Raw genomic sequence first — 14,113 nt, 5'->3', positions numbered from 1 at the left:
TTCCTCATTAAACCAATACACCGGACTGGCGCAATGCCTGACGCAGCGGCTCGTGGCAGGACTCGCTGAGCCAGGTGAGCGGCAGACGGATACCGTCCGGCATCAAACCCATCTCATGCAGGGCCCATTTCACGGGAATAGGGTTCGATTCGATGAACAAGGTCTTGTTCAGCGGCATCAGTTTTTCGTGGAGCGCACGGGCAGTGACGGCGTCACCGGCCATCGCAGCCTTGCAAAGGTCGGCCATGTCGCGCGGGGCGACGTTGGCGGTGACCGAAATATTGCCTTTGCCGCCGAGCAGGATCAGCTCGACCGCGGTGGCGTCGTCGCCGGAATACACCAGGAAGTCGCTGCTGACGCCGGCCAGGATATCCTTGGCGCGCTGCAGGTCACCGGTGGCTTCCTTGATGGCGATGATGTTCTTGACCTTGGACAGACGGATCACGGTCTCTGCCGACATGTCGCAGGCGGTGCGGCCTGGCACGTTGTAGAGGATCTGCGGGATGTCCACGGCTTCGGCGATGTGCTTGAAGTGCTGGTACAGGCCTTCCTGGGTCGGCTTGTTGTAGTACGGGGTCACCAGCAGGCAGGCATCGGCACCGGCATTCTTGGCGTTGGTGGTCAGTTCGACCGCCTCGCGGGTGGAGTTGGCGCCCGTGCCGGCAATCACCGGGATGCGGCCAGCGACCTGCTGGACAACGCGGCGAATGACTTCAATGTGTTCGTTGACGTCAAGCGTCGCAGACTCACCTGTAGTGCCGACGGCAACAATGGCGTTGGTGCCCTCTTGCAGGTGAAAGTCCACCAGTTTGCTCAGGCTGTCCCAGTCAAGACGACCCTGTGCATCCATAGGTGTGACCAGTGCCACCATACTGCCCGCAATCATGCAAACCGCTCCTGCCGGAAAAAGAGAGCGGTAATGGTACTGGCGCCATGATCCTTGCACAAGGCGAGCATTCCCCTGAGCGACGGTTTTCGCTACCCTTCGGTCTTTGATCGGTACTGGTCATCTGCGCAGCCCGTTCGACTGTCCGCTTTCATCGTCGCAAACCCCGCCCCAGCGTCGCTGTCACTTGGGTTGACCGGTTCATCCCGGACAGACACAACAGGGGGCCGGGTCGACGTTGCGACGCTTGCGTTCATCGAATCCGCCGCACAAGCCAACAATGTACCGACCGCTCATCGCTTAGGAATGCTGCATGTCGTCCATCCCCACAGTTCGCGAACAATTCCTTGTCATCAGTGCCCTTGGCGCAAACCCAATGGAGCTGACCAACGTCCTGTGCCGCGCCAGTCATGAAAACCGTTGCTCCGTGGTCAGCTCGCGCCTCACTCGCCACGGCGAATGCAGTGCGTTGATCCTGCAGGTCACCGGTAGCTGGGACGCTCTGGCGCGCCTTGAAACCGGCCTGCCCAATCTGTCGAAAAAACACGCGTTCACCGTCAACGTCGTGCGCAGTGCATCGCTGGAAAGCCGTCCAGAAGCGTTGCCGTACGTGGCGTACGTCAGCTCGGCGTATCGCCCGGACATCATCAACGAACTCTGCCAGTTCTTCATCGACCATCATGTCGAGCTGGAAAACCTGATCTGTGACACCTATCAGGCGCCACAGACCGGCGGCACAATGCTCAACGCGACGTTCACCGTGACGCTGCCTGCCGGCACCCAGATCAGCTGGCTCCGTGACCAGTTCCTGGACTTCGCCGACGCACTCAATCTCGATGCGCTGATCGAACCATGGCGCCCGCAAGCCCCCATGTAAGGAAACCACGATGGCTGTAGAACTGGACAAACCCGTTGCCGACTTTCAGGTACAGGCCACCAGCGATCAGGCAGTGAGCCTGTCTGCGCTGAAGGGTCAGCAAGTGGTGATTTACTTCTACCCGAAAGACAGCACCCCCGGCTGCACCACCGAAGGCCAGGGCTTCCGTGATTCGCATGCCGACTTCAAGGCGGCTAACACCGTGGTCTTTGGTGTGTCGCGCGACAGCCTGAAATCCCACGAGAACTTCAAGGCCAAGCAGGAATTCCCGTTCGAGCTGATCTCGGACAAAGACGAATCCCTCTGCCAGCTGTTCGATGTGATCAAGCTGAAAAAGCTGTACGGCAAGGAATACCTGGGCGTTGATCGCAGCACCTTCCTGATCGACAAGGAAGGTGTGCTGCGCAAGGAATGGCGGGGCGTGAAGGTTCCGGGGCACGTGGCTGCGGTTCTGGAACAGGCTCAGGCGCTGAACAAGGCTTGAGACATCAGGTAAACCCTGTGGGAGTGAGCTTGCTCACGAAGGCTGACTTCCAGCCTGAGAAGAGGCGCTGACTGTACCGGCCTCTTCGTGAGCAAGCTCACTCCCACAGTAACAAGTGCACCGTTACAACCTCCGTTACAACAGCGGCGCCACCGTTGGTTCGTTACGCGGCCAGGCATCCAGCACGGCCTTGAACAGGGTCGCCAGCGGGATCGCAAAGAAGATCCCCCAGAATCCCCACAGCCCGCCAAACAGCAGCACCGCGCAGATGATGGCGACCGGGTGCAGGCTCACCGTCTGGGAGAACAGCAGCGGCACGAGCACGTTGCCGTCCAGCGTCTGGATGATGCCGTAGACCGCCATCAGGTAGATGAACTGGTCACTCCACCCCCACTGGAACAGCGCAATAAACGCCACCGGCACCGTCACCACCACCGCACCCACGTAGGGCACGACGACGGAAATTCCCACCAGCATCGCCAGCAACGCGGAGTAATTGAGGCCCATCGTCACGAACGCGATGTAGGTCACCGCGCCACAAATGAAAATCTCGATGACCTTCCCACGGATGTAGTTCGCGATCTGCCGGTTCATTTCCTCGGCAACACGGGTGATCAACGTACGCTCACGGGGCAGATAGCCTCTGAACCAGCGGCCAATCATCCTACGATCCTTGAGGAAGAAGAACACCAGGATGGGCACCAGCACCAGGTAGATCATCATGTTGACCAGCAGCGGCAGGCTGGACAGCGAGAAGGTCAGCGCCCATTGGCCGAACTTGCCAATCTCGCCACGGGCCGCTTCGATGGCCTGCAACACTTGTTCGTCGGACACCAGATGCGGGTAGCGCTCAGGGAGCAGCAACAGCAGCGACTGCCATTTGGCGAGCATGCCTGGCAGTTCGTTGAACAACGTAATCAATTGATGCCAAAGCAACGGCACGATCACCAGCAGAAACACCGCCAGCGCGCCCATGAACAAGGCGAACACCAGTCCGACGGCAGCCCCTTCAGGCATGCGCACACGCTCAAGCTGAACGACCATCCCCTGCATCAAAAACGCCAGCACCAGACCCGCAAGCACAGGTGCAAGCATGCCGCCCAGTGTCAGGACAATCGTGAACGCCAACACCAACAGCACCGCCAGCACCACCGCTTCTTCATCCGAGAAATAGCGTTGCATCCAGTCGCGAAGCACTTTGAACATCAATGAACCTTTGGGCCAGGGGATAGAAGGCGAAGGGGTGAAAACCTCAGGCTTTGCGCAGCCAGTACCGATAAATGCCATCGGCAGCTTCTTCATGCAACAGGGCATGGCCGGCCAGCTTGGCGAAGGTGCGGAAATCACGCTGGGAGCCCGCATCGGTGGCGGTCACCTTGAGCACTGCTCCGCTGGCAAGACGGTTGAGCTCCATCTTGGCCTTCAGCAACGGCAGGGGACAATTCAGGCCACTGGCATCGAGCTCAGCATCGCAAGTCGCAGGGCGCCCTACAGCGTCAGACATTGTTTCTCTCCAGGTAGACACATCCAATTGCACGGAAACGCTAAACAAAACGAGGAAGAACCTTCTTACACGCGTGCAAGAATACCCCACTCTGGTCAGCAAGCCATTGAGCCAGCTACAGTAACGACTTTCTGCCTCAGAGTTTCGTGCATGAATTTTTTGCGCCCCACACTGCTGACGCTCGCCTGCCTGATGGCAAGCCCGACTTTCGCGGATGACCTGCCATCGCTGGGCGACGCCAGTTCCTCCATCGTTTCGCCCCAACAGGAGCACGACCTGGGCCGAGCCTGGCTCGGGTTGCTGCGGGCGCAAGTAGCTCAGCTCTCCGATCCGCAACTCAAGGACTTCGTCGAGACCTCGGTCTATCGTTTGGCCGAAACCAGCCAGGTGCAGGACCGACGCCTTGAATTCATCCTGATCAACACGCCCGAGATCAACGCTTTCGCGGCGCCCGGCGGGATCATCGGGGTCAACGGCGGGCTTTTCCTGCACGCCGAAACCGAAGGCGAATACGCGGCAGTACTCGCGCACGAACTGGCTCACTTGTCGCAGCGTCACTTTGCCCGAGGCGTCCAGGCGCAACAACGCATGCAGGTGCCTGTGATGGCCGCCATGCTCGCCGGCATTGTCATGGCCGCCGCCGGTGCGGGTGACGCCGGTATCGCCGCCATTGCCGGGACGCAGGCCGCTGCGATTCAGGAACAGGCCCGCTTCTCCCGCCAGAACGAAGCGGAAGCCGACCGGATCGGGATCCTCAATCTGGAAAAAGCGGGTTACGACCCGCGCAACATGCCCAACATGTTCGAACAATTGGCCCGTCAGTATCGCTACGACGCCAAGCCACCCGAATTTCTCATGAGTCACCCGGTCACGGAGTCGCGTATCGCTGACACCCGCAACCGTGCCGAACAGGCCAAACCAGGCGGCAAGGAAGACAGCCTCGCCTATCAGCTCATGCGCTCGCGGGTCGTGCTGATCTACGAAGAAACACCGGGCATGGCCGCCAAGCGCTTCCGCGCGCAACTGGCCGAGAATCCGAAAAACGATGCCGCCCGCTATGGGCTGGCCCTGGCGCAAACCAAAGCGGGTCAGTTGAATGAAGCCCGCGAAACACTCAAACCGTTACTGGACAAGGCGCCGGACAACATCACTTACAACCTGGCGGCGGTGAATCTGGACATTGCCAACAACCGCTTGCCCGACGCTCAGCAACGGGTTGACCGGATGCTGAACCTTTACCCGGACGACTACCCGCTCAATCAGGCCAAGGTCGACGTCCTGCTCAAACAGTCCAAGGCACCTGAAGCACTGAAATCGCTGGAAACGCTGCTTAAAAGCCGCCCGGATGATCCGGACATCTGGAACCAGGTGGCTGACACCCGTGGCCTCTCAGGCAATACCATCGGTTTGCACCAGGCGCGCGCGGAATATTTCGCCTTGATGGGGGATTTCAAGCAGGCCGTTCAACAGCTCGAGTTCGCCAAGCGGCGCGCGAACAACAACTTCCAGCTGGCTTCACGGATCGACGCGCGGCAGCAGGAAATCATCGCTCAGGAGCGGGCGGTGAAAGAGATGATGAATTGATCAAAAGCCTGGTGTCGGAGCGCGCTTGCCCGCGATTGCAGAGTGCCTGAACCGTTGTGGCGGCTGACACTCTGCAATCGCGGGCAAGCGCGCTCATACAGTTGCTGACTAGGCGTTACCTGATAGCTTCAACCGAGCGGCCTGCGTGAAGTCCAGCATCCGCTGCAGCGGTCGGACCGCGTTCGGGATGATCGCCGGGTCGACGAAAATCTCATTCGTCCCCTCACGCAAGCACTGCAGGGTGCGCGCCAGCGTGTTCATGGCCATCCACGGGCAGTGCGCGCAGCTGCGGCATGCTGCACCGTTCCCGGCCGTAGGGGCTTCGATGAAAATCTTGTCGGGACACAACTGCTGCATCTTGTAGAAGATGCCGCGGTCGGTGGCCACGATGAATGTCGTGTTTGGCAGCGTCTGTGCCGCCTTGATCAACTGACTGGTGGAACCCACCGCGTCGGCCAGATCGATCACCGACTCCGGCGACTCCGGGTGGACCAGGATCGCGGCGTCCGGGTACAACGCCTTCATGTCTTCGAGCTGACGCGATTTGAATTCTTCGTGAACGATGCAGGCACCGTCCCACAACAGCATGTCGGCGCCGGTTTCACGCTGAATGTAGCGCCCAAGGTGCTTGTCCGGCGCCCAGATGATTTTCTCGCCGTTGTCCATCAGGCTCTCGACGATTTCCAACGCACAGCTGGAAGTCACCACCCAGTCCGCACGGGCTTTAACGGCAGCCGAGGTGTTCGCGTAGACGACCACGGTGCGTTCGGGATGCTGGTCGCAGAATGCGGTGAACTCGTCGACACCGCACCCCAGATCCAGCGAGCAGGTCGCTTCCAAAGTCGGCATGAGAACGCGCTTTTCAGGCGTCAGTATCTTTGCGGTTTCGCCCATGAAACGCACCCCGGCCACCAGCACGGTCTTGGCCGGATGGTTCTTGCCGAAGCGCGCCATCTCAAGCGAATCCGACACACAACCGCCCGTTTCTTCCGCCAGGGCCTGGATGACCGGATCGCAGTAATAGTGGGCGACGAGTACGGCGTCTTGAGCCTTCAGCTCGGCGGCGATCAGGCGGCGGTACTCGGCTTCTTCTTCCGGGGTCAATGGCTTGGGCTGCTTGGCGTCTAGGTGCGCCTGCACCAGAAGGCGTTCGGAAATCTGTGTCATGTTCGCAGGACCTGAATGCGCGTAAGCGCGAACGTCGAGTTTACACCTGAACAACAGGCAACAAATAAAGCGGGAAACCCTCACGGTCATGAAGTTTCCGACCTTGCACACGCCTCGTTGGGCATGCGGCGATTAGGATGCTCGCGCGCTTTCCTCCCGCATTGCAGTCGTTTGATGACCGAAGCGGGAGGTCGCGCAAAGCGGCGGCGAATGTATCACGTAACCTGTTGAGCGATCACTTACCGACCGCCCTCCTCATCCCAGCCGCATCGACAGTTCGACGTCATCGGCGAACGGGATGGACATGTAGCCCTGCTCCGCAGAACGGACACGCGCCAGATACTCAGGCGCGTAGTCGGCGTTGTCAGCAACGATCAGCGCCCCAGGCTTCAAGCGGCTTTCCAGCAAGGTCAGAATTTCGGGATAGAGGGCCTTGGCGCCGTCGAGCAGGACCAGGTCGATACTTTCGGGAAGATCCTTGCCCAATGTCAGCAGCGCATCGCCCTCACGGATTTCCACAAGGTCCAGCAAGCCGCCAGCGATCAGATTGCTGCGGGCCTGCGCCACTTTTGACGACTCGAATTCGCTGGTAATCAGCAGACCGCCGCCGTTGTCTCGCAGCGCTGCGGCCAAATGCAACGTGGAAATCCCGAACGATGTACCGAACTCGACGATAGTCCGCGCCTTGCAACTGCACGCCAGCATGTAAAGCAGCGCGCCTGTGTCGCGCGACACAGCGAGCGGAAAATCTTTCAAACGACCATAAAAATCCAGATAGTCGGTCTTGCTGCGCATCAGTCGATCCAGCTCGTCGCGCGAGAGCTCGGACACGCCTGGTATGGACATCGGGGAGTGTTCGGATGCTTCGGCGAACAGGCAGCTCAGCAACGGGGCGACGGGGGCGTTAGTCAGTGTGCTCATGGGTTTCTCCGGGTTAAAAGATGCGTCGATCTCAACGCCGGACTAGAATGCGACGAATCACTCACATTTAACATTCGCATTGCCGAGCCGCCATGACCGACTCCCGCAACCCCTCGATTTCTTTGCGTAAAAAGCCAAAACAGGCCCGCTCGGAAGCCTCCGTTTCCATCATTCTCGAAGCGGCTATTCAGGTTTTGGCAAAGGAAGGCGCTGCCCGTTTCACCACCGCCAGAGTCGCGGAAAAGGCAGGCGTGAGCATTGGCTCGCTCTATCAATACTTTCCGAACAAGGCCGCCATCCTGTTCCGGCTGCAAAGTGATGAATGGACACAAACAACCGAACTATTGACCCGCATCCTCGGTGACACCGCCACGCCGCCCTTTCAGCGACTACGGGATCTGGTCCACACCTTCATTTGTTCCGAGTGCGAGGAGGCCGACATGCGAATCGCACTCGACGACGCAGCGCCTCTGTATCGGCATGCGCCCGAAGCACAGCAAGCCAAGGCGACTGGCGAGCGCGCCATACAACGTTTCATGGAGGAGGTCCTGCCCGAGGCACAGCAGGCGACGAGAATCCAGGCAGCCGAGCTGATAAAGACAACGCTGAGCACCGTGGGCAAGGAGTTTTCCGAGCACCCTCGGACCGCCGCCGAGATCGAGAACTACTCGAACGCGATGGCCGACATGTTTTGCGCTTACCTTGAACGGCTCAGCACTGTCTGAGGATTTCACTGAATCCAGGGCAAAAAAAACCCGAGAATTCACACTTTCGTGGACCTCTCGGGTTTTGAAGATGGTGGGTCGTGTGGGATTCGAACCTACGACCAATTGGTTAAAAGCCAACTGCTCTACCAACTGAGCTAACGACCCGCTTCGTGGTGGCGCGTATATTACCGGTTTCTCTCAGTAATTCAACACCTTATTGCAAATAAATTTAAAAATAACGCGTTGGGTCCGTTACGCCCGCTGCCGAGAAGCCTTCTGCACGCAGTCGGCAGCTGTCACATTTGCCGCACGCACGGCCCTGATCGTCCGCCTGATAGCAGGAAACCGTCAGCCCGTAATCGACGCCCAAACGAGTACCGGCCTTGACGATGTCTGCCTTGCTGAGCATCTGCAGCGGCGCCTGAATCGTGAAGCCCTGCCCTTCCACGCCGGCCTTGGTCGCCAGGTTCGCCATGCGCTCGAACGACTCGACGAACTCGGGGCGGCAGTCCGGGTAACCGGAGTAATCAACAGCATTCACGCCGATAAAGATGTCACGCGCACCCAGCACCTCAGCCCAACCCAGCGCCAATGACAGAAAAACGGTATTGCGCGCAGGCACGTAAGTGACGGGGATACCCTCACCCTGTGTTTCCGGCACGGCGATGCTGCTGTCGGTCAACGCCGAACCACCGATGCCATTCAGGTTGAGGCCAATGACCTTGTGCTCGACCACACCCAGGTCTTTCGCCACGCGCTCGGCAGCCTGAAGCTCGGCACGATGGCGCTGGCCGTAATCGAAACTCATGGTGTAGCAAGTAAAACCGTCGGCTTTTGCCATGGCAACCACGGTGGCCGAATCCAGGCCACCCGACAGCAGGATTACCGCTCGTTTCTCAGTCATCGTCTGTTCACTCATGTCAGCGCCCCGGCTCGTCGTCCCAGAGAATTTTATGCAGTTGCAACTGCAGCCGAACCGGCAGATTGTCAGCAACGATCCAGTCAGCCAGATCCCTGACATTCAAGTCGCGGTGCACGGGAGAAAACAGCACCTCGCCCGCGCGGCGATCAAGCCCGTACTGGATGATCTTCGAGACAGCCCAGTCGTAGTCTTCCCGCGAACAGATCACGAATTTCACCTGATCGTTAGCGGTCAGCAAATCGATATTTTCATACCGATTGCGCGTGACTTCTTTAGAGCCCGGCGTTTTCAGGTCTACCACGCGACTGACGCGCGGATCGACCTTGGAGATGTCGAGCGCCCCACTGGTTTCCAGCGACACCTCATACCCGGCATCGCACAGGCGCTTGAGCAGCGGGATCGCGTTTGGCTGAGCCAAAGGCTCTCCGCCCGTCACGCAGACATAGCGGGGGCGATAGCTGGCAACCTGCTCCATGAGCGAGTCGAGGGTCTGAAGGGTGCCGCCGGTGAAGGCGTATTCGCTGTCACAGTAACCACAGCGCAGCGGGCAGCCAGTGAGACGCACAAATACGGTAGGCAGGCCTGCCGTGCGCGTTTCACCCTGTAAGGAGTAGAAAACTTCGGTGATGCGTAATGTGTCTTGCATAGGGGCCACGGGCGTAACGGCTAAACAGGCCATCCGCCTCCGTCAGGCACTTCCGTACACCCTGCGCTCGCAGAATCTACAGAAGCGTAATCAATACCGGAATTTCGGGTGCGAGATTCTAACGAAAAAAGCCGCGCAACGCGCGGCTTTCTTGAATCGAGGGTCAAACTACCGGGTCATCACAGACGCTGAAGGTCACGCTGAGCCAGTTGTGCCGCCGACGTCCCAGGGTATTGGGCGACGACTTGCTGGAGAATGCCTTTGACCTTGTCGGTGTGACCCAGACGACGCTCGACATCCGCCAGTTTGTAGAGAGAGTCAGGCACCTTGGCATGCTTGGGGTACAACTGGCTCACTTTGGCGAACGCCTGACCAGCACCTTGAAGGTCGCCTTTGGCCAGATTCACTTCGCCTAACCAGTACTGGGCATTGCCGGCGTACTGGCTGTTCGGGTACTTGCGCAAGAACGCAGAAAACGCCTGGCTGGCCTTGTCGAAATCCTTGGCCTTGATCAAGTCGAAAGCAGCGTCGTAATAGAGCTTCTCTTTCGCCGGATCACCGGGTTCGCTGCTGGTTTGCGGTGCCTGACTGGCCGCTGCGCCAGCGGCAGGTGCTACGGGTGCTCCGCCGGCATTGACGCCGCCGTCGGAAGCAGAATTGTTGGCAGCGGGTGCAGCGGGTGCGCCGCCAGCTCCGATGCGAGAATCGAGGTCCTTGTAGCGATCCAGCGCTTCTTGTTTCATTTGCTGGATATCGTTCTGCTGGACTTCGACGATTCCGCGCAAGCGCGAAATTTCATCCTGCATTTGTTGCAACTGCATGAACAGCTGACCTTGCGCCGAAGGTTGGGCCGTAGCCCCACCTCCGGCGTAGGCGCCCGCCGTACCATAACCCGATGGCGGATAACTGCTGCCAGCGGAGCCAGAGTTGTCATCGACCACAGGAACCGCACCCATCGCTGCAAGAGGAAGGGTGAGAGCCAGAACGGTTAAAGCACGGCGGCACGTTCGCATGTCAAATTACTTACGCAGTTCGACGCGACGGTTTTGAGCCCAGGATTGCTCGTCGTTGCCGGTAGCAACTGGACGCTCTTCACCGTAGGAAACGATTTCCAGCTGAGCTGGCGAAACGCCTTGCAGAACCAGGTAGCGTTGAACGGCTTTCGCACGACGCTCGCCCAGTGCCAGGTTGTATTCGCGAGTACCGCGTTCGTCGGTGTTACCTTCCAGAACAACGCGAGCGCCGTTAGCTTTCAGGTCCTTGGCGTGAACGTCCAGAGCGCGCATGGCTTCTGGCTTCAGGTCAGAACTGTCGTATTCGAAGTAGAAAGTGGTGATTGCGCGCAGAGCAGCTTCTTCGCTCAGGGAGCCATCAACTGCACCAGTGTTTGCGCCGTAACCAGCGTTTGGATCTACAGCAGCGCCTTGACCGGCATTGTCGCCGCCTTTGGACGAGCAACCTACAGCTACAGCCATGGCCAGAGCCAGCGCAGCAAATTTACCAAACTTCAGCATTTCCATCGTGAAACTCCTAATGAACCCCAGTGTGTTAAGTAAAACGTAAAGCGCCGCGTCAGTTCAGGTAAGGGGACCAGGAAGGTTCTCTGACTTCGCCTTGAGCGGTAGGAAGCGGGAGCCTCACGCGTCCATTAATGGACACGAGCATCAAGACTCCCCGGCCCTGCTGGCGGGTGGCGTAGATTACCATGGTGCCGTTGGGCGCAACAGTAGGCGACTCATCAAGGTTGCTATCTGTAAGGATTTTTACGCTACCGCGCTGCAAATCCTGAGCCGCCACCTTGAAGTTTGTGAAACCATCTTGACGATGGATCATGACCAAAGTCTTTTCATCAGCCGACAACTTAGGGTTGGCGTTGTAGTTACCAATGAAAGTGACTCGCTCAGCGCCGCCACCATTAATGCTCGTTTTATAGATCTGTGGTTTACCCCCACGATCCGAAGTGAAGTAAATGGTCGAGCCATCTTTACCGAAGAAAGGTTCGGTATCGATGGACGAATCATTAGTGACTCGCGAAAGCTGACGCGAAGCCAGGTTCATCACATAAATTTCCGGGTTGCCGTCTTTTGACAGAACCATCGCCAGCTTGCTGCCGTCCGGGGACCACGCAGGTGCGCCGTTCAGGCCTTCAAAGTTAGTGATCTGCTCGCGACGACCGGTGTCGATGTGCTGAACGAAGATGCGCGGACGCTTCTGCTCGAACGACACGTAGGCGATACGCTTGCCATCCGGCGCAAAGCGCGGCGACAGGATCGGCTCGCGGGACTGCAACAGCGTCACTGCGCGCGCACCGTCATAGTCCGAACGCTGCAAGGTGTAACGCGTGTTGTTGGCCGCGAAACGCTCAGCGGTGACGTACAGCATACGGGTGGAAAACGCGCCCTTGATGCCGGTCAGTTTTTCGAACGACTGGTCGGCAATGTAGTGCGCCATGTCGCGCAACTGGTCAGTGGTACCCGACACGTTACCGGTCAGAACCTGCTGCTCAGTCGCCACGTTGAACAGGGCGTACTGAACCTGCAGACGACCACCCGCCGGCGAGATGCTGCCGACCATGACGTACTGGGCACCCAGCGCTTTCCAGTCGCGGAAGATGACTTCGCTGGCCTGGCTAGGCTGGCTGATCATGTTTTCCTTTGGAATAGGCGAGTAGTAGCCCGAGTTCAGCATGTCATTGCTGATGATCGAAGCCATGTCTTCTGGCAATACGCTGCCACCCTGCAGGCCAAACGGCACGATTGCGATCGGCGTGGCACGGTCACTGCCGCTGGTGACCAGAATGTTCTTTTCGTCGGCAGCGGCGAAACCCGCTGCGCAACAAAGAACGACAAGCAATCCTCGAAGAAGGTTAATCACAAGGCTAGGTCCTCAGGTGTGAATGTCATCTTGAATGAACGGTAAGGTGCGAAATCCGAAGGTTTCATACCCTGCATCTCTGTCAAACGACCAATATTCTTGACCGCTGCTACTGCCGAACTGTCGAAAGGACCATCGCCGCTGGACTTGGCCACAGTCACCGAAGAAACCGTACCGTCCGGCAACATGCCGATCTGCAACACTACTGTCATGCCTTTGCGCGCGGACGGTGGGCGTGCCCAACCTTCTGCAGCCCGCGAGCGAATCAAGTCATCGAAGCTGCCAGCCACTTCGTCACCCTTTTCATCGGCCAGTGCCTGTTGGCGCTCCGGCTTGTCGGAAAGCAAGTCGGCCAGTGCTTGCGCCTTCTTCTCTTCCGCCGATTTACGGGCAGCATCCTGGGCTTTCTTCTTCGCGTCGTCAGCAGCCTTTTTCTTGGCATCCTCAGACGCTTTCTTCTTCGCGTCTTCGGCGGCCTTTTTCTTCGCGTCTTCAGCAGCCTGCTTCTTCGCGTCCTCGGCAGCCTGTTTCTTGGCTTCCTCGGCGGCCGCGCGTTTGGCGTCTTCCTCGGCTTTCTTCTTCGCGTCGTCTTCGGCTTTCTTCTTGGCTATATCAGCCAATTGTTTCTCTTCTGCAGCTTTCTTCGCGTCGTCCGCTTTTTTGGCTTCGGCTTTCTTCGCATCATCGGCCTTCTTGGCCTCTTCTGCTTTCTTCGCTTCCTCAGCCTTTTGCTCTTCGGCTTTTTGAGCGGCATCGGCTTTCTTTTGTTCCGCCGCCTTTATCGCCTCTTGTTCAACTTTTTTCTGCTCCATCTGCTCGACTTCTGTCTGTCGCGCAGCGGATTTCTTTGCCTCGCCAGCAAGCTTCTGGTTGGTCTGGGTCGTCGCCTGGCTCTTCGACTTCAACTGATAAAGCGTCGCCTGAACGATCGGCTTCGACTCAGGCAGCTCCGGCGTCATCGCGAAGCTGACGAACAACAGACCAAAAATCAGGACGTGCAGTGCCACAGCCCAGACTGAGGGCCAGAAGTAGCTTTCCGAGGCTGACGGCTCTCGAATCGGCTGCATCAGGGCGCCTCGGTAATCAGACCAACGTTACCGACTCCGGCCTTCTGTAACCCGCCCATCGTGCCCATTACAGCACCGTAATCGACGGTTTTGTCGCCACGAATGAAGACCTGGGTCTGCTTGCCGGCTTCACGACCCGCAGCAATGATCTTGGTCACGGCGCTGGTCAGCTGTGGCAAGGTCATGGCCTTGTCCATCTGCTTGTCGGTATCGACTTCGCTGCCAAGGTTCCAGTAGTAGGTCTTGTCAGCCTTGATCGAAATGGTCAGGACCTGATTGTTGTTGTCCTGCGGCAAGGCCTCGCTGGAGACCTTGGGCAGGTCGACTTTCACGCCCTGGTTAATCATTGGAGCCGTCACCATGAAGATGACGAGCAGCACCAGCATCACGTCGATGTAAGGCACCACGTTCATTTCGGCGACCGGCTTGCGTTTGCTGCGTCGGCCGCGAGCGATTAAAGCCATTGGGAAATAC

16 protein-coding genes and 1 tRNA gene are annotated in these 14,113 nt (G+C 58.4%); 4 read left to right on the top strand and 13 right to left on the bottom strand.

Annotated elements, in window-relative coordinates; all coding sequences use genetic code 11:
• Positions 1 to 7 precede the first annotated feature (7 nt).
• Entirely contained in the window at positions 8 to 886 is an 879-nt protein-coding gene (gene dapA / locus ABDX87_RS20360) for a 4-hydroxy-tetrahydrodipicolinate synthase (protein ID WP_062382691.1), read from the bottom strand.
• A 313-nt stretch (positions 887 to 1,199) separates the two neighbouring features.
• On the opposite strand from dapA, the gene ABDX87_RS20355 reads away from it, so the two are divergent.
• Together ABDX87_RS20355 and ABDX87_RS20350 are read left to right on the top strand one after the other, a co-directional pair.
• The gene (locus ABDX87_RS20355; RefSeq protein ID WP_074752655.1) at positions 1,200 to 1,763 is read left to right on the top strand and encodes a glycine cleavage system protein R; all 564 of its coding nucleotides are present in this window, start codon (positions 1,200 to 1,202) and stop codon (positions 1,761 to 1,763) included.
• A gap of 10 nt (positions 1,764 to 1,773) precedes the next feature.
• Entirely contained in the window at positions 1,774 to 2,247 is a 474-nt protein-coding gene (locus ABDX87_RS20350; protein ID WP_346829493.1) for a peroxiredoxin, read from the top strand.
• 135 nt (positions 2,248 to 2,382) lie between these two features.
• On the opposite strand, the gene ABDX87_RS20345 is transcribed toward ABDX87_RS20350, so the two are convergent.
• Both ABDX87_RS20345 and ABDX87_RS20340 read right to left on the bottom strand, forming a co-directional pair.
• Positions 2,383 to 3,453, bottom strand: a complete 1,071-nt coding sequence (locus tag ABDX87_RS20345) for an AI-2E family transporter (RefSeq protein WP_074752657.1) — start codon at positions 3,451 to 3,453, stop codon at positions 2,383 to 2,385.
• A 46-nt stretch (positions 3,454 to 3,499) separates the two neighbouring features.
• On the bottom strand, positions 3,500 to 3,751 hold the full coding sequence (locus ABDX87_RS20340; protein WP_346829492.1) for a sulfurtransferase TusA family protein: 252 nt from the start codon (positions 3,749 to 3,751) through the stop codon (positions 3,500 to 3,502).
• Positions 3,752 to 3,901: 150 nt separating this feature from the next.
• On the opposite strand from ABDX87_RS20340, the gene ABDX87_RS20335 reads away from it, so the two are divergent.
• Positions 3,902 to 5,335, top strand: a complete 1,434-nt coding sequence (locus tag ABDX87_RS20335) for a M48 family metalloprotease (protein WP_346829491.1) — start codon at positions 3,902 to 3,904, stop codon at positions 5,333 to 5,335.
• Between the two features lie 108 nt (positions 5,336 to 5,443).
• Here ABDX87_RS20335 and nadA read toward each other — a convergent pair whose 3' ends face one another.
• Positions 5,444 to 6,502, bottom strand: coding sequence for a quinolinate synthase NadA (gene nadA, locus ABDX87_RS20330; RefSeq protein WP_346829490.1), 1,059 nt, complete (start codon positions 6,500 to 6,502; stop codon positions 5,444 to 5,446).
• A gap of 255 nt (positions 6,503 to 6,757) precedes the next feature.
• Positions 6,758 to 7,423 (bottom strand): O-methyltransferase, encoded by a 666-nt coding sequence (locus tag ABDX87_RS20325; RefSeq protein ID WP_346829489.1) that lies wholly within the window; start codon positions 7,421 to 7,423, stop codon positions 6,758 to 6,760.
• A gap of 92 nt (positions 7,424 to 7,515) precedes the next feature.
• Between ABDX87_RS20325 and ABDX87_RS20320 the strand changes: the two genes are divergently transcribed.
• A complete protein-coding gene (locus ABDX87_RS20320) occupies positions 7,516 to 8,148 on the top strand; it encodes a TetR family transcriptional regulator (protein ID WP_346829488.1) in 633 nt (210 codons plus the stop codon).
• A gap of 71 nt (positions 8,149 to 8,219) precedes the next feature.
• Here the strand turns inward: ABDX87_RS20320 and ABDX87_RS20315 are convergent.
• The 8 genes from ABDX87_RS20315 to tolR all read right to left on the bottom strand — a co-directional run bounded on the left by ABDX87_RS20315 (position 8,220) and on the right by tolR (position 14,103).
• A tRNA-Lys gene (locus ABDX87_RS20315) sits at positions 8,220 to 8,295 on the bottom strand.
• A 64-nt stretch (positions 8,296 to 8,359) separates the two neighbouring features.
• A complete protein-coding gene (gene queC, locus ABDX87_RS20310) occupies positions 8,360 to 9,034 on the bottom strand; it encodes a 7-cyano-7-deazaguanine synthase QueC (RefSeq protein WP_346829487.1) in 675 nt (224 codons plus the stop codon).
• Between the two features lie 16 nt (positions 9,035 to 9,050).
• Positions 9,051 to 9,698, bottom strand: a complete 648-nt coding sequence (gene queE / locus ABDX87_RS20305; protein WP_346829486.1) for a 7-carboxy-7-deazaguanine synthase QueE — start codon at positions 9,696 to 9,698, stop codon at positions 9,051 to 9,053.
• A gap of 179 nt (positions 9,699 to 9,877) precedes the next feature.
• A complete protein-coding gene (gene ybgF, locus ABDX87_RS20300) occupies positions 9,878 to 10,711 on the bottom strand; it encodes a tol-pal system protein YbgF (protein ID WP_346829485.1) in 834 nt (277 codons plus the stop codon).
• 6 nt (positions 10,712 to 10,717) lie between these two features.
• On the bottom strand, positions 10,718 to 11,218 hold the full coding sequence (pal, locus tag ABDX87_RS20295; protein WP_296180307.1) for a peptidoglycan-associated lipoprotein Pal: 501 nt from the start codon (positions 11,216 to 11,218) through the stop codon (positions 10,718 to 10,720).
• 52 nt (positions 11,219 to 11,270) lie between these two features.
• Positions 11,271 to 12,572 (bottom strand): Tol-Pal system beta propeller repeat protein TolB, encoded by a 1,302-nt coding sequence (gene tolB, locus ABDX87_RS20290; RefSeq protein WP_431061166.1) that lies wholly within the window; start codon positions 12,570 to 12,572, stop codon positions 11,271 to 11,273.
• A complete protein-coding gene (tolA, locus tag ABDX87_RS20285; protein ID WP_074752668.1) occupies positions 12,569 to 13,639 on the bottom strand; it encodes a cell envelope integrity protein TolA in 1,071 nt (356 codons plus the stop codon). The genes tolB and tolA overlap by 4 nt, the downstream gene beginning before the upstream one ends.
• A complete protein-coding gene (gene tolR / locus ABDX87_RS20280; protein WP_062382730.1) occupies positions 13,639 to 14,103 on the bottom strand; it encodes a protein TolR in 465 nt (154 codons plus the stop codon). The genes tolA and tolR overlap by 1 nt, the downstream gene beginning before the upstream one ends.
• Between the last annotated feature and the right edge of the window lie 10 nt (positions 14,104 to 14,113).

The sequence above is a fragment of the Pseudomonas abietaniphila genome (genome assembly GCF_039697315.1).
Lineage (GTDB): Bacteria > Pseudomonadota > Gammaproteobacteria > Pseudomonadales > Pseudomonadaceae > Aquipseudomonas > Aquipseudomonas abietaniphila_B.
This window is presented reverse-complemented; position numbering and strand designations above follow the sequence as displayed.